22 protein-coding genes and 1 pseudogene are annotated in these 23,745 nt (G+C 69.8%); 12 read left to right on the top strand and 11 right to left on the bottom strand.

Features of this window, described 5'->3' with window-relative positions; translation table 11 throughout:
- The first annotated feature begins 2 nt into the window (after positions 1–2).
- The 6 genes from kdpA to OG496_RS13065 all read left to right on the top strand — a co-directional run bounded on the left by kdpA (position 3) and on the right by OG496_RS13065 (position 9,317).
- Positions 3–1,667 (top strand): potassium-transporting ATPase subunit KdpA, encoded by a 1,665-nt coding sequence (gene kdpA, locus OG496_RS13090; protein WP_366497333.1) that lies wholly within the window; start codon positions 3–5, stop codon positions 1,665–1,667.
- A complete protein-coding gene (gene kdpB / locus OG496_RS13085; protein WP_405970993.1) occupies positions 1,664–3,802 on the top strand; it encodes a potassium-transporting ATPase subunit KdpB in 2,139 nt (712 codons plus the stop codon). The genes kdpA and kdpB overlap by 4 nt, the downstream gene beginning before the upstream one ends.
- 5 nt (positions 3,803–3,807) lie before the next feature.
- On the top strand, positions 3,808–4,476 hold the full coding sequence (locus tag OG496_RS13080; RefSeq protein WP_366497330.1) for a potassium-transporting ATPase subunit C: 669 nt from the start codon (positions 3,808–3,810) through the stop codon (positions 4,474–4,476).
- Positions 4,477–4,576: 100 nt separating this feature from the next.
- Positions 4,577–5,260 carry a response regulator gene (locus tag OG496_RS13075; protein WP_405970992.1) on the top strand — a complete coding sequence of 228 codons (684 nt, stop codon included), beginning with the start codon at positions 4,577–4,579 and terminating at the stop codon, positions 5,258–5,260.
- Between the two features lies 1 nt (position 5,261).
- Positions 5,262–7,808, top strand: a complete 2,547-nt coding sequence (locus tag OG496_RS13070; RefSeq protein WP_405970991.1) for a DUF4118 domain-containing protein — start codon at positions 5,262–5,264, stop codon at positions 7,806–7,808.
- A 57-nt stretch (positions 7,809–7,865) separates the two neighbouring features.
- Positions 7,866–9,317, top strand: coding sequence for a glycoside hydrolase family 43 protein (locus OG496_RS13065; protein WP_405970990.1), 1,452 nt, complete (start codon positions 7,866–7,868; stop codon positions 9,315–9,317).
- A 92-nt stretch (positions 9,318–9,409) separates the two neighbouring features.
- Here OG496_RS13065 and OG496_RS13060 read toward each other — a convergent pair whose 3' ends face one another.
- Complete coding sequence (locus OG496_RS13060) at positions 9,410–9,601, bottom strand: DUF5999 family protein (RefSeq protein ID WP_033283380.1); 192 nt, start codon at positions 9,599–9,601, stop codon at positions 9,410–9,412.
- Positions 9,602–9,884: 283 nt separating this feature from the next.
- Positions 9,885–10,469 carry a hypothetical protein gene (locus OG496_RS13055; protein ID WP_405970989.1) on the bottom strand — a complete coding sequence of 195 codons (585 nt, stop codon included), beginning with the start codon at positions 10,467–10,469 and terminating at the stop codon, positions 9,885–9,887.
- A gap of 530 nt (positions 10,470–10,999) precedes the next feature.
- Between OG496_RS13055 and OG496_RS13050 the strand changes: the two genes are divergently transcribed.
- Positions 11,000–12,520: a glutamate-cysteine ligase family protein gene (locus OG496_RS13050; protein WP_405970988.1), complete on the top strand. Its 1,521-nt coding sequence runs from the start codon at positions 11,000–11,002 to the stop codon at positions 12,518–12,520.
- Between the two features lie 43 nt (positions 12,521–12,563).
- On the opposite strand, the gene OG496_RS13045 is transcribed toward OG496_RS13050, so the two are convergent.
- On the bottom strand, positions 12,564–14,351 hold the full coding sequence (locus OG496_RS13045; RefSeq protein ID WP_405970987.1) for a substrate-binding and VWA domain-containing protein: 1,788 nt from the start codon (positions 14,349–14,351) through the stop codon (positions 12,564–12,566).
- A 186-nt stretch (positions 14,352–14,537) separates the two neighbouring features.
- Between OG496_RS13045 and OG496_RS13040 the strand changes: the two genes are divergently transcribed.
- The gene (locus tag OG496_RS13040; RefSeq protein ID WP_033283384.1) at positions 14,538–15,338 is read left to right on the top strand and encodes a CPBP family intramembrane glutamic endopeptidase; all 801 of its coding nucleotides are present in this window, start codon (positions 14,538–14,540) and stop codon (positions 15,336–15,338) included.
- A gap of 49 nt (positions 15,339–15,387) precedes the next feature.
- Here the strand turns inward: OG496_RS13040 and OG496_RS13035 are convergent, their stop codons facing one another.
- Both OG496_RS13035 and OG496_RS13030 read right to left on the bottom strand, forming a co-directional pair.
- A complete protein-coding gene (locus OG496_RS13035) occupies positions 15,388–16,200 on the bottom strand; it encodes a PhzF family phenazine biosynthesis protein (RefSeq protein ID WP_405970986.1) in 813 nt (270 codons plus the stop codon).
- A gap of 72 nt (positions 16,201–16,272) precedes the next feature.
- The gene (locus tag OG496_RS13030) at positions 16,273–16,947 is read right to left on the bottom strand and encodes a class I SAM-dependent methyltransferase (protein WP_405970985.1); all 675 of its coding nucleotides are present in this window, start codon (positions 16,945–16,947) and stop codon (positions 16,273–16,275) included.
- Between the two features lie 154 nt (positions 16,948–17,101).
- Here OG496_RS13030 and OG496_RS13025 point away from each other — a divergent pair, with 154 nt between their 5' ends.
- Positions 17,102–17,740 (top strand): PadR family transcriptional regulator, encoded by a 639-nt coding sequence (locus tag OG496_RS13025; RefSeq protein ID WP_366497320.1) that lies wholly within the window; start codon positions 17,102–17,104, stop codon positions 17,738–17,740.
- A gap of 104 nt (positions 17,741–17,844) precedes the next feature.
- Here OG496_RS13025 and OG496_RS13020 read toward each other — a convergent pair whose 3' ends face one another.
- Both OG496_RS13020 and OG496_RS13015 read right to left on the bottom strand, forming a co-directional pair.
- Positions 17,845–18,273: an SRPBCC family protein gene (locus OG496_RS13020; RefSeq protein ID WP_366497319.1), complete on the bottom strand. Its 429-nt coding sequence runs from the start codon at positions 18,271–18,273 to the stop codon at positions 17,845–17,847.
- A gap of 112 nt (positions 18,274–18,385) precedes the next feature.
- Positions 18,386–18,553: a hypothetical protein gene (locus OG496_RS13015; RefSeq protein ID WP_366497318.1), complete on the bottom strand. Its 168-nt coding sequence runs from the start codon at positions 18,551–18,553 to the stop codon at positions 18,386–18,388.
- Between the two features lie 219 nt (positions 18,554–18,772).
- Here OG496_RS13015 and OG496_RS13010 point away from each other — a divergent pair, with 219 nt between their 5' ends.
- On the top strand, positions 18,773–19,324 hold the full coding sequence (locus OG496_RS13010; protein WP_366497317.1) for a Clp protease N-terminal domain-containing protein: 552 nt from the start codon (positions 18,773–18,775) through the stop codon (positions 19,322–19,324).
- 120 nt (positions 19,325–19,444) lie between these two features.
- Entirely contained in the window at positions 19,445–20,455 is a 1,011-nt protein-coding gene (locus tag OG496_RS13005; RefSeq protein WP_405970984.1) for an EamA family transporter, read from the top strand.
- A 145-nt stretch (positions 20,456–20,600) separates the two neighbouring features.
- Here the strand turns inward: OG496_RS13005 and OG496_RS13000 are convergent, their stop codons facing one another.
- Together OG496_RS13000 and OG496_RS12995 are read right to left on the bottom strand one after the other, a co-directional pair.
- Positions 20,601–21,524 carry an RNA polymerase sigma-70 factor gene (locus OG496_RS13000; protein ID WP_366497315.1) on the bottom strand — a complete coding sequence of 308 codons (924 nt, stop codon included), beginning with the start codon at positions 21,522–21,524 and terminating at the stop codon, positions 20,601–20,603.
- Positions 21,525–21,559: 35 nt separating this feature from the next.
- Complete coding sequence (locus tag OG496_RS12995) at positions 21,560–22,036, bottom strand: carboxymuconolactone decarboxylase family protein (protein ID WP_405970983.1); 477 nt, start codon at positions 22,034–22,036, stop codon at positions 21,560–21,562.
- An 87-nt stretch (positions 22,037–22,123) separates the two neighbouring features.
- Here OG496_RS12995 and OG496_RS12990 point away from each other — a divergent pair.
- Positions 22,124–22,363, top strand: a pseudogene (locus tag OG496_RS12990) (EamA family transporter); the annotation flags it as partial.
- Between the two features lie 15 nt (positions 22,364–22,378).
- Here the strand turns inward: OG496_RS12990 and OG496_RS12985 are convergent.
- Both OG496_RS12985 and OG496_RS12980 read right to left on the bottom strand, forming a co-directional pair.
- Complete coding sequence (locus OG496_RS12985) at positions 22,379–23,014, bottom strand: FMN-binding negative transcriptional regulator (RefSeq protein ID WP_405970982.1); 636 nt, start codon at positions 23,012–23,014, stop codon at positions 22,379–22,381.
- Positions 23,014–23,700: a pyridoxamine 5'-phosphate oxidase family protein gene (locus tag OG496_RS12980; protein ID WP_399396479.1), complete on the bottom strand. Its 687-nt coding sequence runs from the start codon at positions 23,698–23,700 to the stop codon at positions 23,014–23,016. The genes OG496_RS12985 and OG496_RS12980 overlap by 1 nt, the downstream gene beginning before the upstream one ends.
- Positions 23,701–23,745: the final 45 nt, after the last annotated feature.

Below are 23,745 nucleotides of genomic sequence, written 5' to 3'. Positions count from 1 at the left end.
ACATGGGTCCCGTACTCGCAGGCGTCCTCCAGCTGCTCGCCCTCATAGGCGCGCTGGCACTCGCCTACATCCCCCTCGGCAACTACATGGCCAGGGTCTACTCCTCCGACAAGCACCTGCGTGTCGAGAAGTGGATCTACAAGGGCATCGGTGCCGACCCGAACACCGAGATGCGCTGGCCCGCGTATCTGCGCAGCGTGCTCGCCTTCTCGGCGGTCGGCGTCCTGTTCCTCTATCTGCTCCAGCGCCTGCAGGGCATCCTGCCCGGCTCGCTGGGGTTCTCCTCGGTCAACCCGGCGCAGTCGTTCAACACGGCCGTGTCGTTCGTGACGAACACCAACTGGCAGTCGTACTACGGCGAGCAGACCATGGGTCACGTCGTGCAGACCGCCGGGCTTGCTGTGCAGAACTTCGTCTCCGCGGCCGTCGGTATCGCCGTCGCGGTGGCTCTCGTACGAGGCTTCGCGCGCTCGCGCACCGGTGAACTCGGCAACTTCTGGGCCGACTTGGTGCGTGGCGTCATCCGCATCCTGGTGCCGCTGTCCGTCGTAGCCGCGCTCGTGCTCGTCGCCTGTGGCGCCATCCAGAACTTCTCCGGGATCCACGAGGTCGGCCAGTTCATGGGCGGCCACCAGCAGTGGAACGGCGGCGCGGTCGCCTCCCAGGAGGCCATCAAGGAGGTCGGCACCAACGGCGGCGGCTACTTCAACGCCAACTCCGCCCATCCCTTCGAGAACCCGACCCCGTTCACGAACCTCTTCGAGATCTTCCTGCTGCTGGTCATCCCGTTCGCGCTGACCCGCACCTTCGGCGTGATGGTCGGCTCGATCAAGCAGGGCTACGCGATCCTCGCCACCATGGCCACCATCTGGGTCGGCTTCGTCGCCCTGATGATGTGGACCGAATTCGCCCACCACGGCGCGGCGTTGCAGGCCGCGGGCGGAGCGATGGAGGGCAAGGAGACGCGCATCGGCGTCGGCGCCTCCTCGATCTTCGCGGTGTCGACGACGCTGACCTCGACGGGCGCGGTGGACTCCTTCCACTCCTCGTTCACCGGTCTCGGCGGCGGAATCACCATCCTGGGCATGCAGTTGGGTGAGATCGCACCCGGTGGCACCGGCTCCGGCCTCTACGGAATGCTGATCATGGCGGTCATCGCGGTGTTCATCGCCGGGCTCATGGTCGGCCGTACGCCCGAGTACCTGGGGAAGAAGATCGGCACCCGTGAGATGAAGCTCGCGGCCTGCTACATCCTGATCACCCCGGCCCTGGTGCTGATCTTCGCGGCCGCCTCCATGGCGCTGCCGACCCCGCCGCACTCCATGCTCAACTCCGGCGCGCACGGCTTCTCCGAGGTGCTGTACGCCTTCACTTCAGCCGCCAACAACAACGGCTCCGCCTTCGCCGGGCTGAACGCGAACACCGACTGGTTCAACACCATGACCGGACTCGCGATGGTGCTCGGCCGCTTCCTGCCGATGGTGTTCGTGCTGGCGCTGGCCGGCTCGCTCGCCGAGCAGAAGCCGGTGCCGGTCACGGCAGGAACCCTGCGCACCGAAAAGCCGTTGTTCACCGGCCTGTTGGTGGGCGCGATCCTCATCATCACCGGTCTGACCTACTTCCCGGCGCTGGCGCTGGGACCGCTGGCCGAGGGGCTGGCGTCATGACCACCCGCACAGACAACCAAGAAGACCAAGAGGACTCGATGTCCACTGCCACTCCGACCCGGGCGCCGCACAGCGATGTGCCGACCGGTCACAAGGACGAGGGACGGGTCGGCGCGGGCCTGTTCGACCCGAAGCAACTGATCAGGTCCCTGCCCGACGCCTGCCGCAAGCTCGACCCGCGCGTGATGGTCAAGTCGCCCGTCATGTTCGTGGTGTGGATCGGGTCCGTGCTGACCACGATCTTCTCCTTCAAGGACCCGGGCGACTGGTTCGGCTGGGCGATCAGCGCCTGGCTGTGGCTGACCGTCATCTTCGCCAACCTGGCGGAGGCCGTCGCCGAGGGCCGCGGCAAGGCCCAGGCCGACACCCTGCGCAAGGCCAAGACCGACACGGTGGCCCGCCGCCTCAACGGCACGACCGAGGAGCAGGTCCCCGGCACCGAGCTGCGCATCGGCGACCTGGTCGTGTGCGAGGCCGGCGACGTCATCCCCGGCGACGGTGACGTCGTAGAGGGAGTGGCGAGTGTCGACGAGTCGGCCATCACCGGTGAGTCCGCGCCCGTCATCCGTGAGTCCGGCGGCGACCGGTCGGCCGTCACCGGCGGTACGAAGGTCCTCTCCGACCGCATCGTCATCAAGATCACGACGAAGCCCGGCGAGACCTTCATCGACCGGATGATCGCCCTGGTCGAGGGCGCCGCCCGGCAGAAGACGCCCAACGAGATCGCGCTGAACATCCTGTTGGCGTCCCTCACCATCGTCTTCCTGCTCGCCTGTGCCACGCTGCCGCCGTTCGCGGACTACGCGGGCACGCACCTCACGATGATCGTGCTGGTGGCTCTGCTGGTCTGTCTGATCCCGACCACGATCGGCGCACTGCTCTCCGCGATCGGCATCGCGGGCATGGACCGACTGGTGCAGAGGAACGTACTGGCCATGTCCGGCAGGGCGGTTGAGGCCGCCGGTGACGTCTCGACGCTGCTGCTCGACAAGACCGGCACCATCACCCTCGGCAACCGTCAGGCCTCCGAGTTCGTGCCGGTGACCGGCACCACCGAGGCCGAGGTCGCCGACGCCGCCCAGCTCTCCTCGCTGGCCGACGAGACGCCCGAGGGTCGTTCCATCGTCGTCCTGGCGAAGGAGAAGTACGGTCTGCGGGAGCGCCACCAGGGCGAGTTGGCCCACGCCGAGTGGATCGCCTTCACCGCGCAGACCCGGATGTCGGGTGTGGACGTCGACGGGCGCAAGATCCGCAAGGGCGCGGCCGGTTCGGTCGTCACCTGGGTCCGGGAGCGGGGCGGCGAGGTGTCCGAGGACGCCGGCGCGCTCACCGACCGGATCTCCGCGGCCGGCGGCACCCCGCTGCTCGTGGCGGTCGAAGACACCGAAGGCGCACGGGTGTTGGGCGTCATCCACCTCAAGGACGTCGTCAAGGCGGGCATGCGCGAGCGGTTCGACGAACTGCGCCGCATGGGCATCAAAACCGTCATGATCACGGGCGACAACCCGCTGACCGCCAAGGCGATCGCCGAGGAGGCGGGCGTCGACGACTTCCTCGCGGAGGCCACTCCCGAGGACAAGATGGCGCTCATCAAGCGGGAGCAGGCCGGCGGCAAGCTGGTCGCGATGACCGGTGACGGCACGAACGACGCGCCCGCGCTGGCCCAGGCGGACGTCGGCGTCGCGATGAACACCGGAACGTCGGCCGCGAAGGAGGCCGGCAACATGGTCGACCTCGACTCGAACCCGACCAAGCTCATCGAGATCGTCGAGATCGGCAAGCAACTCCTCATCACCCGGGGCGCGTTGACGACGTTCTCCATCGCCAACGACGTCGCGAAGTACTTCGCGATCATCCCGGCGCTGTTCGCGGCCGTCTACCCGGGCCTCGACAAGCTCAACATCATGCACCTGGCCTCGCCCGACTCCGCGATCCTCTCCGCGGTCATCTTCAACGCGCTGGTCATCATCGCGCTGGTCCCGCTCTCCCTGCGGGGCGTGCAGTACCGGCCGGTCAGCGCCGACAAGATGCTCCGCCGCAACCTCGGGATCTACGGCATCGGCGGACTGATCGCCCCCTTCATCGGCATCAAGATCATCGACCTCCTCATCTCCCTCATCCCCGGAATCGGCTGATCGGCATGAACAACTCGGTATCGAACACAGCCCGGTTGCTCTGGGCGGGCCTGCGCGCCCTGCTCGTGCTGACCCTGGTGACCGGTGTCATCTACCCGCTGGTCGTCACCGGCATCGCCCAGGGGATCTTCCCCGGCAAGGCGAACGGCTCGGAGATCAAGGCGGACGGCAAGGTCGTCGGCTCGTCCCTCATCGGGCAGTCGTACAACCTGCCGTTGAAGAAGGGGCAGGAGACCCCGGACCCGGACCTCAAGTGGTTCCAGGGCCGACCGGCCAACGGGCTGGGTGTGAACTCGATCAACACCCAGTACAAGCTGATCCTCTCCGGCGCCACCAACCTCTCCGCCGACAGCAAGGTCCTCGTCCAGCAGGTGAAGGACGCCAAGGCCGCCGTCGTCAAGGACAACTCGGTGCCCGGCTACACGGTCAAGGCGTCCGAGGTGCCCGCCGACGCGGTGACGTCCTCTGGCTCCGGTCTCGACCCGGACATCTCCCCGGCGTACGCGGACCTCCAGGTCCACCGCATCGCCGAGAAGAACGGCCTGTCCGTCACCCAGGTGCAGAAGCTGGTCGACGAGCACACCGACGGCCGCACCCTCGGTTTCATCGGCGAGCCGACGGTGAACGTGCTGGAGCTCAACATCGCGCTCAAGTCCCTTGTGACGAAGAGCTGATGGCGTTACACGACCGGCAGGGGAGTCGGCGGCCCGGGAGGGATCCCGGCGTCGCCGACTCCCGCCGCCATGCCAGGGACCACACGAAAGGCACACCCCCATGACACGGGTGCTGGTGGTGGAGGACGACCCGCAGCTCGTACGGGCCCTCGTGATCAACATGCAGGCCCGGCAGTACGGCGTGGACGCGGCCCCCGACGGCGCCACCGCGCTGCGGCTCGCGGCCGCGCGGCAGCCGGACGTCGTGATGCTCGACCTCGGGCTGCCCGACATGGACGGCGTCGACGTCATCAAGGCGCTGCGCGGCTGGACCCGGGTCCCGATCCTGGTGCTGTCGGCGCGGCAGGCCTCCGACGAGAAGGTCGCCGCCCTCGACGCGGGCGCCGACGACTACATCACCAAGCCGTTCAGCATGGACGAACTCCTCGCCCGGCTACGGGCCGCCGTCCGCCGCGTCGAGGACGTGCCGCTCGCCCCGACGACCACCCTCGTCACCACCGACGACTTCACCATCGACCTGCTCGCCAAGAAGGCCACCCGCGCCGGACACGACATCCGGCTCACCCCGACCGAGTGGCATCTGCTGGAGATCCTGGTCACCAACCCCGGCCGCCTGATCACGCAGAAGTACCTGTTGCAGGAGGTGTGGGGGGTGACCCAGAGCCACAAGACCAACTATCTCCGGGTCTACATGGCCCAGTTGAGGAGGAAGTTGGAGGGGGACCCGTCGAGCCCCCGCTATCTGATCACCGAGCCCGGCATGGGCTACCGCTTCGAAGGATGACATGGGACGCGGCAAGCTCCGGATCTACCTCGGCGCGGCACCGGGCGTCGGCAAGACGTACGCGATGCTGTCCGAGGCGCACCGGCGAATCGAGCGGGGCACCGACTGCGTGGTCGCCTTCGTGGAACACCACAGCAGACCGCGCACCGAGGTGATGCTGCACGGCCTGGAGGAGATCCCGCGCCGCGAACTCGCCTACCGGGACACGACGTTCACCGAGATGGACGTCGACGCGGTCCTCGCCCGCCACCCCGAAGTCGCCCTCGTCGACGAACTGCCCCACACCAACATCCCCGGCTCCCGCAACGCCAAGCGCTGGCAGGACATCGAGGAGCTGCTGGCGGCGGGCATCGACGTGATCTCGACCGTCAACATCCAACACCTGGAATCCCTGGGCGACATCGTCGAGTCCATCACGGGTGTACGGCAGCAGGAGACCGTCCCGGACGAGGTCGTGCGCCGCGCCGACCAGATCGAGCTGGTCGACATGTCACCGCCCGCGCTACGGCGCCGGATGGCCCACGGCAACATCTACAAACCGGACAAGGTCGACGCGGCCCTCTCCAACTACTTCCGCCCCGGAAACCTCACCGCCCTACGGGAGTTGGCGCTGCTCTGGCTCGCCGACCGGGTCGACGCCTACCTCCAGGAGTACCGCAGCGAACACCGCGTCTCGGCGATCTGGGGCTCGCGGGAGCGGATCGTCGTAGGCCTGACGGGTGGTCCGGAGGGTCGCACGCTGATCCGCCGGGCCGCGCGCCTCGCCGAAAAGGGCGCGGGCGGTGAGGTGTTGGCGGTCTACATCTCCCGCAGCGACGGACTGACCTCCGCCTCCCCGAAGGAACTGGCCCAACAGCGCACCCTGGTCGAGGACTTGGGCGGAACCTTCCACCACGTCGTCGGCGAGGACATACCGGCGGCACTGCTGGACTTCGCACGCGGGGTCAACGCCACCCAGATCGTCCTCGGCGTCTCCCGCCGCAAGGGTTGGCAGTACGTCTTCGGGCCCGGCGTCGGCTCGACGGTCGCCCGCGAGTCCGGCCCCGATCTCGACGTCCACCTGATCACCCACGACGAGGCGGGCAAGGGCCGCGGACTGCCCGTGAACCGGGGCACGCGGCTCGGGCGCGCCCGGATCGTCTGGGGCTGGCTGGCCGGAATCGGCGGACCTCTGCTGCTGACCTGGCTGTTGAGCGGTGTCGCCCCCGAAGTCGGCCTGGCCAACGACATGTTGCTGTACCTGAGCCTGACGGTGGCGGCGGCCCTGCTCGGCGGACTCTTCCCGGCACTGGCCTCGGCGGCGGTCGGATCGCTGCTCCTGAACTGGTACTTCACCCCGCCCGTGCACACCTTCACCATCGCCGACCCCAAGAACATCGTCGCCATCGCGATCTTCGTGGCCGTGGCGGTGTCGGTCGCGTCGGTGGTGGACTTGGCGGCCCGTCGCACCCACCAAGCGGCCCGGCTGCGCGCCGAGTCGGAGATCCTCTCCTACCTCGCGGGCAACGTACTGCGCGGCGAGACCAGCCTGGAGGCGCTCCTGGAACGCGTCCGGGAGACCTTCGGCATGGAGTCCGCCGCCCTGCTGGAGCGCGCGAGCGACGTCGAACCCTGGACCTGCGCGGGCAGCGTGGGCCCCCGCCCCTGCCAGAACCCGGAGGACGCGGACGTCGACGTACCGGTCGGCGACCACATGGCCCTCGCCCTCTCCGGCCGCGTCCTGCCGGCCGAGGACCGCCGCGTCCTGGCCGCCTTCGCCGCGCAGGCCGCCGTGGTCCTGGACCGCCGCCGCCTCCGCGAAGAGGCGGACCAGGCAAGGGCGTTGGCGGAAGGCAACCGCATCCGCACGGCACTCCTGGCGGCCGTGAGCCACGACCTGCGCACCCCGCTCGCCGGCATCAAGGCGGCGGTGTCCTCGCTTCGCTCCGAGGACGTGGCCTGGTCGGACGAGGACCAGGCCGAGTTGCTGGCCGGCATCGAGGACGGCGCCGACCGCCTCGACAACCTCGTCGGGAACCTCCTCGACATGTCCCGCCTCCAGACCGGCACGGTCACCCCGATCATCCGCGAGGCGGACCTCGACGAGGTGATCCCGATGGCGCTGGGCGGAGTCCCCGAGGACAGCGTCGAACTCGACATCCCCGAGAGCCTGCCCATGGTCCCCGTCGACAAGGGCCTGCTGGAACGCGCCGTCGCCAACATCGTCGAGAACGCGGTGAAGTACAGCCCGGAGCGAACTCCCGTACTGGTCAAGGCGAGTGCCATCGCCGACCGCGTCGAGATCCGGGTCGTCGACCGCGGCCCCGGCGTCCCCGACGAGGCCAAGAACCGCATCTTCGAACCCTTCCAGCGCTACGGCGACGCCCCGCGCGGCGCCGGAGTCGGCCTCGGCCTCGCGGTCGCCCGCGGCTTCACCGAGGCCCTCGGCGGCACGCTGAGCGCCGAGGACACCCCGGGCGGCGGCCTCACGATGGTCCTCAGCCTCCACCTCGCCCCCGCACCCGCCCTTGCCCCCGCCGAAGGTTCCACCTACAGTCCGGCTCCGTAATATTCGACATACGGTCCGAAACTTTCGAGTACGGGCGGTACGGAGGGGCGGGGACACATGCGGACCTACGACAACCCGGTCATCGGCGGCTTCCACCCCGATCCCAGCGTGTGCCGGGTCGGCGAGGACTACTACCTCGCGTGCTCCAGCTTCGAGTACTTCCCCGGGGTCCCGCTCTTCCACAGCCGGGACCTGGTGCACTGGCGTCAGATCGGCAACGTCCTTGACCGGCCAGGGCAGTTGAACCTGCCGGACGACACCCCCGCCTCGGCCGGCATCTACGCCCCCACCCTCCGCCACCACGACGGCCGCTTCTACCTGATCACCACCGACGTGCGCGGCAAGGGCACCTTCCTCGTCACCGCCGACCGCCCCGAGGGCCCTTGGTCGGACCCCGTGCTCGTCGACGTGCCCGGCATCGACCCCGACCTGGCCTGGGACGAGGACGGCAACTGCTGGTGCGCCGTCGCCGGGGTGACGGTGTCCCGCATCGACCCGGCGACCGGCAAGGTCCTGGAGGGCCCGCTCCCGATCTGGTCCGGTACCGGACTCCAGCACCCGGAGGCCCCGCATCTCTACCGCGTCGGCGACTGGTGGTACCTGATGATCGCCGAGGGCGGCACCGCGGACGGCCACAGCGTCTCCGTCGCCCGCGCCCGCTCCCCGCGCGGTCCTTACGAACCGGCCCCCGCGAACCCGATCCTCTCCCACCGCAGCACCGCCCTCCCCATCCAGAGCACCGGCCACGCCGACCTGGTCACCGCCCCCGACGGCACCTGGTGGATGGTGCTGCTCGGCACCCGGCCGCGGGGCTGGTTCCCCAGCTTCCACGTGCTCGGCCGCGAGACGTTCCTGACCCCGGTGGAGTGGGCGGACGGCTGGCCCCGGGTCGGCCCGGTACGGGAACAGCACCCGGCACCGGAGGCCTGGCACCCCGTCGAACTCCCGCCGGTACGCGACGACTTCGACGCCCCGACCCTCGCCCACTCCTGGATCTCCCCGCGCAGCAGGCCGGACCATAGCTGGTCACTGACCGAGCGCCCAGGCTGGCTGACCCTCGACGCGAAGTCCGGCCCCGCGTTCTTCGCCCGCAGGCAGCAGCACCCCGACTGCCGCGCCTCCACCCGGATCGACCCCGGCTCCGGCCGCGCCGGCCTCTCCGTCCGCATGGACGAGGCGCATCACTACGACATCGAGGTCGCCGGGGGAGTGGTGAGCGTGGTCGCGCGGATCGGCCCTGTAGGGCAGCGGGTCGCCGAGTACCCGGTGGAGCCGGGGCCGGTCACGCTGACCGTCGACATCGCCGCGACCGACGGCGACACACGCGCCCCCGACATCCTCACCTTTTCCGTGGAGGGTCCCGAAGGCGCCGTAGAACTGGCCGAGTTGGACGGACGCTATCTGTCCACGCAAGTGGCGGGGGGATTCACCGGACGGGTGATCGGAATGTACGTCACTGAGGGGGAAGCGGCCTTCGACTGGTTCGACTACCAGGAGGCACTCCGATAGCGGCCGACTACGCGGGGTGACCGACCCCGGAAATGCGTCGGGGCCGGTGCGCACCTCATGTGTGCGGCCGGCCCCTCATGTCCCTGAAATGCTCAAGCGGCTGTCACCACTTGGCGATGCGGGGCGATGATCTGCCCGTCGGGCAGGAGCTCACCGGTGTCCTCGAACAGGAGAACGCCGTTGCACAGCAGGCTCCAGCCCTGTTCCGGGTGGTGCGCCATGAGGCGGGCGGATTCCCGGTCGGCGGATTCGGCTGTGGGACACGGTGGCTGGTGCTTGCACATTGGTGGGATCTCTCGCTCTGTTGTGGTCATGTCCGTCCCCCGTGGTGTTGAGTCGGTCCGAACCCAGTGTTGCCCCATGGACGTCAATCCGCAGGGATTTAGCAGCACCGCTTCTCACAGGTTGATGACGCATCACCCGCGCGGACGGTTCATCCCAATTCCCAGCTCGTACGAGCTTTTTCGTGCTCGGACGAGCGTTACGAGCGTGAAAGGGCCGGAAACGCGATCGTACCCCGCTGCCGGGAATTCGGCGGCGGGGTACGGGGGTGACGGCGGGGGAAAGTCAGGCGGGAGAACCGAGCAGTGGCGCCGGAGTCACCCGATGGGTCAGCATCGGCAGCAACTCGGCGACCCGGTGCGGACGATGGGCCGCGATGCCGGGCGGTGCCGGGGCCAGCGGGACCAGCAGATCGGACGCGACGGGGTGGCCGCCGGCGCCGTCCTCGGTGAGGTCGCCGTGCAGCCAGAGCGTGAGCATGTAGAGGCCGGGCACGGAGAGGAGGCGCGGCTGGTAGGCGGCCTTCATGTTCTCGGCCTGGCGCAGCGCCCGCTCGGTGGAGGCGATGTAGGGGCCCTCGAAGAAGTGCGAGAACGCCCAGCCGTCGGGGGTCAGCATGGTCTCGGCCGCGGCGACCGCGCGGTCCCCGCAGCGGATCAGGAAACGCCATCCGGCCAGCCGGGTGACGGCCGTCCCGTCCGCGGACACGCGGTCCAACAGATGCAGGGGCAGAGGGAGTTCGGGTGTCGCCGGGCCCTGGGCCGCGCGCAGGGACGGGGTCTTGGCCTCGCGGACCGCGGTGGGGGAACCGAGTGCCGTGAGAACGGAGCGCAGGGCGGGCGCGGGAGCCGGGGGGACATGCAGCGGCATGGTGGGTCGCCTCTCATTCGACAGGCACTGATGGCGCGAGGGCGGGGCGGGGGCGGACGGCGCTGTCAGCTCTCGGGGTCAGGGAGGCCGGGCCGGGTTCCGTGAACATGGGTACGGCCTGCCGCACGTCACCTAGACGGCAGGTTCCAGGACCGGGGCGCCAACCTTCTGCCTTGTTCGCGGAGTTTATACGACACGGGTTCAGACGATGTTTCGTCTAACCGTTTCCCGTATGAACAACAAGGACCTATTAGGCCAGCGATTCACGGGAATCATCCCGGTTCCGAACGGGCCCTACGGCGATGACCTCGGGATATGGCACCGATGGGGTCGGCCAATTCTCGTCGGCGTTTTTCACGAGGTTCTCATTGTGCGGGAACTGCTCGCTGCCGCATGCCTCGTGAATGTGCCGCGGGTCACGTTCGACCAGAGTAGCGGGCGCCGGGCCGGTCCGGGGACGTTATCGATCGCCAGGTCTGGGCATCATCCTTCCTGACCCGGGGACGAGTGGGACGAGGAGGTGACGCATCGTGGGGGAGAAGGTCGTTTCGGGAGGATCGTTCGAGCTCGCCGACCGTCAGCGCTACCGCGCCAAGCTGCGGCGCTGTCTGACGGGACTGGAGCGGCTGCTGGCCGAGAAGCGGTTCGACCGTCCCAAGAACCTCATGGGGCTGGAGATCGAACTCAACCTCGTCGGCTCCGACGGCATGCCGAGAATGCTGAATGGCGAGGTGCTGGAACGCATCGCGAGCCGAGATTTCCAAACAGAACTCGCCATGTTCAATCTGGAAGTCAACATTGCCCCACACCGATTGGAGGGCCGGGTATTCGACCGGCTTGCCGAGGAGATCCGTACGTCACTGGCATATGCCCATCGGAAAGCGGGCGAGGTCGACGCCGGAATACTGATGATCGGCATTCTGCCGACGCTCGACCGGGACGACCTGGTCTCCTCGAACCTCTCCGCGGTCGACCGGTACACCCTGCTCAACGACCAGATCGTGGCCGCCCGCGGCGAGGACTTCGTCCTCGACATCGACGGCGTCGAGCACCTCACCTGTACCTCGGGCTCCATCGCGCCCGAAGCCGCCTGCACCTCCGTGCAGCTGCACCTCCAGGTCACCCCGGACCGCTTCGCCGACGTGTGGAACGCGGCCCAGGCCGTCGCCGCCGTACAGGTCGCCGTGGGCGCCAACTCGCCCTTCCTGTTCGGCCGTGAGCTGTGGCACGAGTCCCGGCCCCCGCTCTTCCAGCAGGCCACCGACACCCGCCCGCCAGAACTCCAGGCCCAGGGCGTCCGCCCCCGCACCTGGTTCGGCGAGCGCTGGGTCACGTCGGCGTACGACCTCTTCGAGGAGAACCTGCGCTACTTCCCGCCCCTGCTCCCGATCCACGACGACGAGGAACCCCTCGACGTCCTCGACGCGGGCGGCATCCCCACCCTCGCCGAACTCGTCCTGCACAACGGCACGGTGTACCGCTGGAACCGCCCGGTCTACGGCATCGCCGACGGCGTCCCGCATCTGCGCGTCGAGAACCGCGTCCTGCCGGCCGGCCCCACGGTCACCGACGTCATCGCCAACACCGCGTTCTACTACGGCGTCGTGCGCGCCCTCGCCGAGGAGTCGCGGCCGGTGTGGACCCGGTTGCCCTTCGAGGCCGCCGCCGCCAACTTCGACACCGCGTGCCGCCACGGCATCGACGCCCGCCTGCTCTGGCCCCGGCGCGGACGCCTCGGCGGCACCACCGAGATCGACGCGGTGGCCCTCGTACGCGACGAACTGCTGCCCCTCGCTGAGGCCGGCCTGGACGCGTGGGGGGTCGAACCGGCAGACCGGGACCTGTACTTGGGTGTGATCGACGAGCGCTGCCGCCGTCGCGCGAATGGCGCGACCTGGCAGTCCGCCACGTTCCACCGCGCGCTGGAACAGGGGCTCACCCGGGAGGCCGCGCTGGCCGCGACGACCCGCCGCTACAGCGAGTTGATGCACCTCGGGGAGCCGGTGCACACATGGCCGGTGGGGCTGCCGGAGCCGGTGCCGCTGGGGTGAGGTGTGGGGGTGGGGTGTGGGGGTGGGGTGAACTGCCGCTGTGTCAGCCCGCGTTGGCCGATGCGCCCGACGCGCCCGCCGCCACGATGGCCTGGAGGATCACCGACTGGATCTGGGCCGGGTCGGTCACCTCGTGGCCCGAGCCGCCGGTGGCCTCGGCGATCTGCCGGGCCTCCTCCTTGTCGGCCTCCGGACCCACCCCGATCATGATGAGCGGCACCGGCCGCTCAGGGCTGGCGAGTTGCCGCAACTGGTTGATGAGCGTGGAGCGGGAGATGCTGCCCGGGTCCTGGTTGACCCCGTCGGTCAGGATGACCAGCGCGTTGAACTTCCCCTTCGCGTAAGAGGACGTGGCCGCCTTGTACGCGGCGAGCGTGGTGTCGTAGAGCCCGGTCGCGCCGTTCGGCACCGGCTTCAGCGAGCCGAACGCCGCTGACAGGGCGTCCCGTTGGGTGCCGTCGCCCTTGTGGTCGCCGAGCCGTTCGGTCGGTACGAGCACGCGGTAGTCCTTGTCGCCGTCGAGCTTCGTCGAGAACTCCCACAGCCCGATCTCGTCCTCGGGCGTGAACGTGGCCAGCGCCTGCAGCAGCGAGGCCTTCGTGACGTCCATCCGCGACTGCCCGGTTCCCGGCACCGTCTCCGCCATCGAGCCGGACGCGTCGACGACCGTGGTGATCCGCGCGCTCTGCACCGTGATCGTCCAGGTGCCCAGGGCCTCTTGGAGCGCCGCGTCGGAGGCGGGCTCGGCCGCCGCCACGGCGTACGGCTGCGGACTGCTGCCACCGGCCTTCGCGACCACGTCCTTCGGCGCGGCATCGTCATCCGTGCGGAAGCCGTACTTCTCCATGAGCTTCTGCTGCGCCGGCTGGCTCAGATACGTGATGAACCGGATCGCGGCCCGGCTCTGGTCCGTGGTCAGCCGTTCCTGGTCGACCAGGTTGTACGGATAGTCGAGCCGCGGGGAGCCGTCCTTCGGATAGAACAGGTCGAGACTCCCGTCGCCGTCGGCCGACGCGTTGTACGCGAACGCCGACTGCTCGCTGAGGACCAGTGCCTGGTTGCGCTTCGGGTTGCCCTGCTCGGTGCCGGACGCGTTGCGCGGCAAGGTGTCCAGGACCTGGCTGTCGGTGTCCGAGGTCCGCTGAGACAGCGTCTTCATCATCGCCGCCGCCTGCGTGGCCCCGCCCTTGACCTTCGCGGCGGCCGTACTCAGCTGCGTGAGCGCCAGCAGCCCCGTCGCGCTGCGCGCCGGGTCGGCCGCGCCCAGCCGCAGCGAGTCGTCCGTCAGGGTGGCACCGGCCAGGTCCAGCCAGCTGTACGTCTTCTGCGGCCACCCGAGCGACTTCGCGGCGGCCGGGACCATCGCCACCCCGACCGGTGTCGACGCCACGTTGCCCGCGGGAGTGACCTCCGTGGCGTCGCTGTCGGCGGCCGACGAGACCTCGTTCACCCACAGCTCCGAGTCGGGCACCCACACCTGCGCGTCCGGGTGCTTGCCCGCCTTGAGCGTGTCCGCGAACTTGTACGACTCCTGGGCGGTCACCGAGATGTTCAGACACTGCCCGTCGGACGTGATGCCCTCGTCGCGCGCCTGTCCGGCCGCCGCGCGCAGAGCGGGAGTCAGGTCGGGGGAGGCGGCGATTCTCAGCCGCACCGCGTCCTTCCGGCAGGAGGAACCGAAGGAGAGCAACCCGCTCTGCACCGCCACGGCGGTACCGCCGGCGACGGTCAGCACGAGCACCGTGGCGATGGCCACCGTACGGCGGCGCGCGCGAGGACGGGGGTCGCTGCCGCCCGCCCCGTACTGATCGGGCAAGCTGTGACGTCCCATGACGGTGATGCCCCTCCCTGTTGAACCACGTGCCGGTATGCGGCCGTATGGCAGACATGGGGGAGGTACGCCCCGAATCGCGTCCGTCCCCCCAACGGCCTGTCACGCACGATCTTCGTAAGTTCTTTCGAGACCCTAGCGGGGCGAAGATGGGCATGAGGCGGGATTTCCGAACTGAAGGCAGGTGTGCAGGTGGAGGCAGGGCAGGTGGCCGAATCTTTTCCGCTGGAGCGGCCCACACGGCGGATTCTCCGGTCCGAGGCACTGCTCGTTCTGGGGCTTTCGCTCGGTGCGAGCGGTGTGTCAGCCCTGATCAGTTTTGTCGGATCGGTCACGAAACCGGGAGGTCTCAAGGACCAGGCGGCCACCCTCAACGCCTCGGCCGCGCCGGGCCGTCCGTGGCTGGATCTCGCCTGGCAGTTGTTCGGGATCGCCTCGGCACTCGTCCCCGTCGCGCTCGTCGCGCACTTCCTCCTGAGGGAGGGCGAGAGCCTGCGCACGATCGGCTTCGACCGCACCCGCCCCTGGCCCGACCTGGGCCGTGGGGCTGCGATCGCGGCGGTCATCGGCAGCACCGGCATCGCTTTCTACCTGTCCGCCCGCGGCCTCGGCTTCAACCTCACGGTGGTGCCGGAGGCGCTGCCCGACGTCTGGTGGAAGTACCCGGTCCTGATCCTCTCCGCGATGCAGAACGCGATCCTCGAAGAAGTGATCGTGGTGGGCTATCTCCTGCGCCGCCTCGGCCAGTTGGGCTGGACGCCCGGCACCGCGCTGGTGGCCAGTTCCGTACTGCGCGGTAGCTACCACCTCTACCAGGGCATCGGCGGCTTCGTCGGCAACATGGTGATGGGCGTGGTGTTCGTGTACCTGTACCGGCGTTGGGGTCGCGTGGGTCCCCTGGTGGTGGCGCATTCCCTGCTCGACATCGGGGCGTTCGTCGGCTACGCACTGCTGGCGGGGAAGGTGGGCTGGCTGCCGACGGCGTAAGTCCCGTGCGGGGCAGGCCACTTGAGGCTTGAGGTTTGCGGCTTGAGGCTCAGGCGAGCAGCTCGCCGTCGATGACCGTGACCGCGCGTCCGGTCAACAGGGTTCGGTCGCCCCGGAGTTCGGTACGGACGCGCCCCGAGCGGGGCGAGGCCTGTAGCCCGGTGAGGACCGTGCCGCCGAGACGCTCGGACCAGTAGGGAGCCAGCGCCGTGTGCGCGCTGCCGGTGACCGGGTCCTCGTCGATCCCGATGTTCGGGAAGAAGCAGCGGGACACGAAGTCGTAGCCCCGGCCGGGGTCTTCGGCCCGGGCGGTGGCGATGATGCCGCGCTCGGAGGCGGCGGCAAGCGCCTTGAGATCCGGCGCGAGTCCTACGACGGTCTTCGCGTCGGCGAGTTCGACGACGAGGTCGCCGATGTTCGGGCCGGTGTCGAACGCGGTGCGGAGCGTCTCCGCCCCAAGAGCCTCGGCGACGCCGTCCGGAACTGTCTCGGGGGTGAGCGGGGCGGTCGGGAAGTCGAGCGTGATCGACCCGTCCTCGGCCGGCGTGGCGACGAGCACCCCGCTCCGCGTGGCGAACCGCACGGTCCCTTCGTGGGCGCCGGTGGTGTGCAGCACATGGGCCGTGGCGAGGGTCGCGTGCCCGCACATCGCGACCTCGGTCGCCGGCGTGAACCACCGCAACGCCCAGTCGGCGTCCCCGCCTTCGGGCAGCCGGTGCGCGAACGCCGTCTCCGCGTGATTCACCTCCGCCGCGATCTTCTGAAGCCGGTCGTCGGCCGGGAAGGCGTCGAGGAGCAGCACCCCGGCCGGGTTACCGGCGAAGGGACGGTCGGTGAAGGCGTCGACGATTCGAATCCGCATGGCTCGACGCTAGGCGCAGCGTGGAGCCGCGAGCCAAGGCCAATCCGGGGGGACTGGACCGATTCGGGGCCGCTACGACGGCGAGGGGTGTTCCGGTTTCCGGGCCAGGAAGGCGGCGTGGGTCCGCTTCGCCCCCTCGGCCGGTTCCAGGATCAGGTGCGCGATGAGGACGAGTCCGGCCTGGGCGAGCAGCCCGGCGATCCGGTCCGGCGGGAGCAGGTGGGACTCGTAGGACACGGGATGGCCGCCGTACGCCTGTGTGGGACGCAGGAGTTGGCCCTCTCCGACGTGTCCGGCCAGCATCAGGTGGCCGCCGGGGGCCAGTGTGCGGTGGAACTCGCCGAAGATGACGGGGAGTTGGTCGGGCGGCGTGTGATGCGTGGAGTAGTGGGCGAGGATGCCGCCGAGCTCGCCGTCCCCGATCGGCGGTGCCGTCATCGAGCCCACGGTGAAGGTCAGGTCCGGGTGGGCGCGGCGGGCCAGCTCGATCATCCTCGGGGAGAGGTCGACGCCGAAGACAGGCACCCCCAGGCCCGCCACATAGGCCGTGATCTTGCCGGGCCCGCACCCCAGATCAGCCACCGGCCCTAGGTCGGCCGCCCGCACGGTCTCGGCGAACGCGGCCAGCATCGCGCGGGGCAGCGGGTCCAACTCGCCCGGTTCCTTGACGAGTTGGACGTAGGCGGCGGCGACGGTGTCGTACGACTCCCGGATCGCGGCGAGGTAGGAAGGCGGCTGCTCGGTCACGCCGGTGACTCTAGGGGGCGTCGTGAGAAGGGGGCGGACGGGGCCGTCGGACCGGACTCTCGGACCAGGCTGTCGGAAGGGGGTTGTCATCCGAACAGTTCCGATATATCGTTGACGCATCGCGACAGATCAACGATGGAATGGAGTGATTGCGATGCGTACCCACGGATACGAGCGTGGACATGGACAGGACGGACCCTCCCGGCGCGGCCGGGGTGGCCCTGACGGGCGGCGTGGGGCTTTCGGTCCCTTCGGGCCCGGTGGACCTGGTGGTCCCGGAGGCCCCGGCTTCGGACCGGGCTTCGGTCCCGGCCCCTGGGGCGGACGAGGGCGCGGCGGCCCGAGGGGCGGCAGGGCGCGGCGCGGTGACGTACGCGCGTCGATCCTGGCGCTTCTCAAGGACCGGCCGATGCACGGCTACGAGATGATCCAGGAGATCGCCGAGCGCAGCGGCGGCGCGTGGAAGCCGAGCCCCGGCTCGGTCTACCCCACCCTGCAGCTGCTGGAGGACGAGGGCCTGATCGTCAGTGAGTCGGAGGGCGGCAAGAAGCTGTTCGCCCTCACCGAGGCCGGCCGTACCGCGGCCGAAGAGGGCCCGGACGCCCCCTGGGAAGAGGCTTCCCGCGGGGTCGACTGGGAGGCCCTCAGTGAGATCCGCCAGGCCGGCTTCGGTCTGATGGAGGCCTTCGGCCAGGTCTGGAAGACCGGCAGCAAGGAGCAGCGCGAGAAGGCGCTGACCGTCATCAACGACGCCCGCAAGAAGCTGTACCTGATTCTGGCCGACGAGGACTGATGTCCTCGGGGTCGGAAGAGGTGGCAGGCCAAGGCGCCTCACGGAACTTCCGTGGGGCGCCTTCCCTGTGCGCGTTCCGTTCCTGCGGTGCCCCGGCGCGTTCCTCAGGCCACCAGCCCGGCCAGTTTGCGCAGCGACTCGTTCAGGGCAGCCGTACCCGAGTCCTTCAGCTTGCCCGCCATCAGCGACACAGCCGCACCCGTGAACTCGCCGTCGATCCGGACCGTCGTGGCGTCGCCGTCGGGCGTGAGCGTGTAGCGCGTGGCGACGTTCACGGCCATCGGACCCTTGCCGCGGATGGCGAACACCCGGGCCGGTTCGACCTCCTCGATGGTCCACTCGACCTCGGCCGGGAAGCCCATCAGCTTCATGTTCTCCTGGAAGGTCCCGCCGACTTCGAGGACTTCCGGGCCGCCCTTGGGGAAGTTGGTGTGGGTCGCGTTCCACTCGCCGTACGCGGACCAGTCCGTGAGTTGAGTCCACACCTTCTCGGCCGGGGCCTCGATGCGTGCCTCCGCGCTGATTTCGGCCATGCGACCACCTCTTCGTATCGGGCTACCGTGTCGCGGAACGTAGCCGCAGGGCGCGCAACATTCAATACTGATGAACCGTCAGAAATTGTGTACCTGCGCCGACTTGCCGCGTTCAGCTCACCCGTCGTATCTCCGCCGCGTCGAACAGGTCCCACGCGCGCGGGTGGGTGCTTTCGTCGTGGCAGTGCCACGCGTCCCAGAACAGGTCGGCGAGCAGTGCGTCCTCCGGGGCGTACACCCGGTACACGTACTGCCTGCCGTCGACCGCCGGCAGTGCCACCAGCCAGCACCTGCTCTCCATGTTCGCGAAAGACGTACGCCGGGTGCAGCTCGGTTGCGCACGGGGCGCGCGGCGGGGAGGCGCGCGCCTCTCGGGGTTGTGGCCCGTGATCTCATCCGTAAGGAGGAGATTCCGTCGGCCCGGGTCCACTTTGCGTGGGACGCCGAAATGCAACCCTCCGGGGATGCCCTCAATGCGGGGGACTGATGGGGTAAGAGTGTGCAACCCCGGATCCCCAGGCAGTCGGCCCGCGAGCAAGGAATCCACCGCGCGGACAACGATGCCAGACTCAGTGCAGAGCTGGCAGCGGTGGTCGCCGGTGCGCGCCGCCGGGCCCTGCGGGACGGGGACCGCCAGATCGACACGGCCCACCTGCTGCACAGCCTCCTGGAATCGGACCCCGACGCACGCGCCGTCTTCGGCGACGGCCCGCAGATCGCCCGGCTCCTCGGCTACCTCGTCCAGCGCAGCATCGGCTACGGCCTCCGCTGGCAGGGCGCGGTCGAGGACTCCGGCGCGATCCCCGTGATCCCCGCGGCGGAGGGCTGGTCGCCGCTGGCCGCCGGGGCCCTGGAGTACGCCTGCGAGCGCGCCGAGCTCCGCGACGGCGACCTGGCCTGCGGCATCGACCTCCTTGCCGCGATCGTCGCGGACCCGGAGGCCCGCGCCGTCGAGGTCCTCCACCGTGCGGGCATCGAGTCCCCCGAGGTGCTGATCTGGATCGAGGGCCGCTCGGGGGAGTACGTCAGGGGCGCCGAGACGGGCTGCTGAACGGGCCGGCGGTGTGAGTCAGGGGACGGGTCGGGGGACTGGTCGGGGCGACGCCCTGAAAGTCCACGCCGTGAGACAGGTGTCAACGGGGGTGACGGTCCTGTCATCCCCTGTCATCATGTGCCCGTGCATACGTCTGAGAGCAGTGCGGCCGGAGGTGGCGGTGGCAAGGGTGTCGGGCTGGGCCTGGCGCTCGGGTCCGCGTTGGCCTTCGGGGGGTCCGGGGTCGCGGCGAAGCCGTTGATCGAGGCGGGGCTCGACCCGCTGCACGTGGTGTGGCTGCGGGTGGCCGGCGCGGCCCTCGTGATGCTGCCCCTCGCCGTACGGCACCGGGCGCTCGTACGGAGCCGTCCCGCGCTGCTCCTCGGGTTCGGGCTGCTCGCCGTGGCCGGTGTCCAGGCCTGCTACTTCGCCGCGATCTCCCGTATACCCGTCGGCGTCGCCCTGCTCGTGGAGTACCTCGCACCCGCCCTCGTGCTCGGCTGGGTGCGGTTCGTGCAGCGGCGGCCGGTCACCCGTGCCGCCGCGCTCGGCGTCGTCCTCGCGGCCGGCGGGCTCGCCTGTGTCGTCGAGGTGTGGGCGGGCCTGAGCTTCGACGCCGTGGGACTGCTGCTCGCGCTCGCTGCGGCCTGCTGTCAGGTCGGCTACTTCGTCCTGTCCGACCAGGGCGGCGACGCCGGCGACGAGGCCCCCGACCCGCTCGGCGTGATCGCCTACGGCCTGCTCGTCGGCGCCCTCGTGCTGACCGCTGTGGCCCGCCCGTGGACCATGGACTGGTCGATCCTCGCGGGCGACGCCCACATGAACGGCACCCCGGTCCCGGCCGCCTTCCTGCTCGCCTGGATCGTCCTGATCGCCACGGTTCTGGCGTACGTCACCGGAGTCGTCTCCGTCCGCCGCCTCTCCCCGCAGGTCGCGGGCGTCGTGGCCTGCCTCGAAGCGGTCATCGCGACCGTCCTGGCCTGGATCCTGCTCGGCGAACACCTCTCAGCGCCGCAGATCGCCGGGGGAGCGGTCGTCCTGCTGGGCGCCTTCATCGCACAGTCCTCCGCACCCACGAAGAGCTCCGGGGAACCGGTGGCCGGCGGCGGCCCGGAACGCGAGCCGGCCGCCCGGGAGACAACTGCCTGACCGCCGTACGACAACTCGTCCCACCGTCTGCCGTCGCGCCACCCGCTCGCCGGACCCGCCCCCTCCGCAGGCTGGGGTTATTTCTAACCGGTCACGGGGGTGGACAGCGGTTAGTTTTACCCCCAGCTTCCAGCGCCCCCACCCGTCAGCTCGGCCGGCGGCGTGCCTGCCTCAGTTCGCGGTCGACTGCCCAGGCGTCGGCGACCGGGCCGATGTGGCCGAGCTTGTCGGGGTTGATCACCGCGCGGATGGTCTGGATCCGGCCGTCGAGCACGTCGAGGGCCAGGGTGTGGAGCACCTTCCCGTCGCGGTCGCGGAAGAGCGCGCCGGGCTGGCCGTTGACCTCGTGCGGTTCGCACGACACGTCGATGCGGATCAGCCAGGGGAAGACCGTGCCCAGCACCCGGGCCACGTTCTCCGCCCCGGCGACGGCCTTGGCCAGTTGGGGGGCCTTCCCGCCGCCGTCACCGACGAACTGCACGTCGGCGGCGAGCAGTTCACGCAGTCCGCCCACGTCGCCGTCCCTCAACGCGTCGAAGAACCGGGTCGCCAGCTCCTCCCGCTCCTGCCGGTCCGCGGCGAACCGGGGACGCCGGTCGGCCATGTGCCGCCGTGCCCGTACCAGCAACTGCCGGCACGCCGACTCCGATCGCCCCACGGTCGTGGCGATCTCGTCGAAGCCGAAGGCGAACACCTCCCGCAGCACGAACACCGCCCGCTCCAGCGGGCTGAGTTGCTCCAGCAGCAGAAGGGCCGCCATCGACACCGAGTCGGCCAGCTCCACCGACCGCGCGGGATCCTGGTACGGGTCGCTCAGCAGCGGCTCGGGGAACCAGGGGCCGACGTACTCCTCCCGCCGTACCCGAGCGGAACGCAGCACGTCGATCGCGATCCGCGTCACCGTGGCCGACAGGAAGGCCTTGGTCGACGTGGGCCGGGTGGCCGTGCCGTCGAACCGCAGCCAGGTCTCCTGCACCGCGTCCTCGGCCTCGCCCACACTGCCCAGAATCCGATAGGCGATCGAGAACAGCAGCGGCCGCAGCTCCTCGAACTCCTCGACCTTGCTCACGCCGAATCCCCTTCCCCTGCCGGTAGTTGTTTCGCTCAGCCGAACAGGCCGGGCTCATAGTCGCCCGCGCACGGTTGCCGGGTGATGATGTTCAGCCGGTTCACCGAGTTCATGAAGGAGACCAGGATGACCAGCGTGGTGAGCTGCTCGTCGTCGTAGTGCTTGGCGGCGTGCGCCCACACCTCGTCGCTCACCCCACCCGATGCGTCCGCGACCCGGGTCCCCTCCTCGGCCAACTCCAGCGCGGCCCGCTCCGCCTCGGTGAAGACCGTGGCCTCCCGCCAGGCCGCGACCAGGTTCAGCCGCACCGAGGTCTCGCCCGCCGCGCCGGCCTCCTTGGTGTGCATGTCGATGCAGATGGCGCAGCCGTTGATCTGGCTCACGCGCAGCGCCACCAGCTCCTGCGTCAGGGCCGGCAGCGCCGACCCCTTGAGCGTCCTGCCCACCGCCATGAACTGCTTGGCGGCCTTGCCGGCGATCGGGCTGGAGAGGTAGTTCAGTCGTGCGTCCATGGTGTGCCCTCCGTGGGCTGTACTCGTCAGTGGCTACACCCCCGAGACGAGACAGCCCGGCCCCCTGTGACATCGGCGAATATGACGGTCCCGACAGCCCTCGCCTACACGCTCTACTTCGTGGCCGCGGCCGTCGTGCGGTCCGCCACGGTCTCCGTGATCATGCTCCTCGAACCGGTGAGCGCGGCCGTCCTCGCCGTCGTCCTGCTCGGCGAACCGCTGACCCCCACGACCCTGGCCGGCACCCTGCTGATGCTCGCCTCGGTAGCGGGCCTCGCGGTGACGGAGGCGCGCGGGGCGGCCACCGACGAACAAGCCCTTGTGTGACGGGAGTTCCGCTTCTCAGCCCTCGCTCCGCCGCCGTAGCAAATGCTCCCGGGCCACCGCGTCCCGAGGGCCGCCCCGCTCCACGAGTCCCGTCGCGATACGGTCCTGGACCTCGGTCGCGCGATGGTTCGCGTACTTGAACTTCGCCCGTACGCCGGTCACTTCGAGCCGTACCACCCGGATACCGGACAACAGCCGTCCGTACGGCGCCTCGCCCGCGGCGACCGGAGAGGAGCCGCCCTCGGGCTGGAAGTGGTCGACCTGGCGGTTGAGCAGGGTCGCCGTCTCGGCGGGGTCGTCCACCAGGTGGGCGGTGCACCGGAGTTGGACCGCCGCGTAGAAGCTGGTCGGTACGCCGTGCTCGGGCGGGCCGTCCGGTTCCGCCTGCCAGGGGCCGGGGACGTAGACGTAGTCGTCGACGACGCTGAGGATCACTTGCGGATCTGCCGCCAGTGCGCGCAACAGGGGGTTGGGGCGGGCGAGATGGGTGATCGCCTCGCCGCGCTCCGGGTCGTAGGCGAAGTGGAGGGGCTGGACGAACGGGGGTTCACCGGAAGGGCCGTTGACGGCCAACTGGCCGAAGTCATGGGCTGCGAGCCAGTGTTGCCACTCCGTGTCGTCCTGGGGTGCGTCCCAGGGGTGGATGAGCATTACAACGCGGCCAGGTAGGAGGGGAGTTCGGTGCCGGGGGCCAGGTCGTCGTTCGGGAGCGGGGCTCCGTAGGCGGGGGAGAGCGGCACCACTCCGGCCCAGTGGGGGAGGTCCAGGTCCTCGGGGTCGTCGTTCGCGCCGCCGGTGCGGAGCTTGGCGGAGACCTCGTCGAGGTCGAGGCGGATCACCATGGTGGCGGCGAGTTCCTTCTTGTTGGCGGGCCGCGAGTCCGCCGACCGGCCCGGCACGACGTGGTCGACCAGCGCGTCCAGCGCCGTCCGCTTCTCCTCGGGATCCGTCACCTGGTGGGCGATGCCGTGCACCACCACGGAGCGGTAGTTGATCGAGTGGTGGAACGCGGAACGGGCCAGGACCAGGCCGTCGACGTGGGTGACCGTCAGGCACACCGGCAGCCCCGGGTCGGCCTGCCCCGTCATCCGCAGCGGGCGCGCGCCCGTCGACCCGTGCACGTACAGCCGCTCGCCGACCCGCCCGTACAGCGTCGGCAGCACGACCGGCATGCCGTCGCGCACGAAGCCGAGGTGGCAGACGTAGGCCTGGTCGAGTATCGCGTGGACGAGGTCCTTGTCGTACGACGCCCGGTCCGCGGAGCGCGTGGGGACGGTCCGGTCGGTCGGCGTGTAGGCGGCGGACGGTGACGTCGGCTGCGAGGCGGTCCCCTGCATGGTGCTCTCCATTGCTCTGCGGTTCGGTGTCCGGGGCGTTGGTTG

The organism is Streptomyces sp. NBC_00988, assembly GCF_045162645.1.
Taxonomy (GTDB): Bacteria; Actinomycetota; Actinomycetes; order Streptomycetales; family Streptomycetaceae; genus Streptomyces.
Note: the sequence above shows the minus strand (reverse complement) of the source record. Positions and strands in the feature narration are given on the sequence as shown.

Excerpts from the sequence above, each read along its gene's own strand:
- OG496_RS12980 (WP_399396479.1), bottom strand. The coding sequence starts at position 23,700 with ATGCAGGGGACCGCCTCGCAGCCGACGTCACCGTCCGCCGCCTACACG.
- OG496_RS13020 (WP_366497319.1), bottom strand. The coding sequence starts at position 18,273 with ATGGCCGAAATCAGCGCGGAGGCACGCATCGAGGCCCCGGCCGAGAAG.
- OG496_RS13075 (WP_405970992.1), top strand. The coding sequence starts at position 4,577 with ATGACACGGGTGCTGGTGGTGGAGGACGACCCGCAGCTCGTACGGGCC.
- OG496_RS13035 (WP_405970986.1), bottom strand. The coding sequence starts at position 16,200 with ATGCGGATTCGAATCGTCGACGCCTTCACCGACCGTCCCTTCGCCGGT.
- OG496_RS13065 (WP_405970990.1), top strand. The coding sequence starts at position 7,866 with ATGCGGACCTACGACAACCCGGTCATCGGCGGCTTCCACCCCGATCCC.
- OG496_RS13060 (WP_033283380.1), bottom strand. The coding sequence starts at position 9,601 with ATGTGCAAGCACCAGCCACCGTGTCCCACAGCCGAATCCGCCGACCGG.
- OG496_RS13080 (WP_366497330.1), top strand. The coding sequence starts at position 3,808 with ATGAACAACTCGGTATCGAACACAGCCCGGTTGCTCTGGGCGGGCCTG.
- OG496_RS12995 (WP_405970983.1), bottom strand. The coding sequence starts at position 22,036 with ATGGACGCACGACTGAACTACCTCTCCAGCCCGATCGCCGGCAAGGCC.
- OG496_RS13070 (WP_405970991.1), top strand. The coding sequence starts at position 5,262 with ATGGGACGCGGCAAGCTCCGGATCTACCTCGGCGCGGCACCGGGCGTC.
- OG496_RS13055 (WP_405970989.1), bottom strand. The coding sequence starts at position 10,469 with ATGCCGCTGCATGTCCCCCCGGCTCCCGCGCCCGCCCTGCGCTCCGTT.
- kdpA (WP_366497333.1), top strand. The coding sequence starts at position 3 with ATGGGTCCCGTACTCGCAGGCGTCCTCCAGCTGCTCGCCCTCATAGGC.
- OG496_RS13045 (WP_405970987.1), bottom strand. The coding sequence starts at position 14,351 with ATGGGACGTCACAGCTTGCCCGATCAGTACGGGGCGGGCGGCAGCGAC.
- OG496_RS12985 (WP_405970982.1), bottom strand. The coding sequence starts at position 23,014 with ATGCTCATCCACCCCTGGGACGCACCCCAGGACGACACGGAGTGGCAA.
- OG496_RS13025 (WP_366497320.1), top strand. The coding sequence starts at position 17,102 with ATGCGTACCCACGGATACGAGCGTGGACATGGACAGGACGGACCCTCC.
- kdpB (WP_405970993.1), top strand. The coding sequence starts at position 1,664 with ATGACCACCCGCACAGACAACCAAGAAGACCAAGAGGACTCGATGTCC.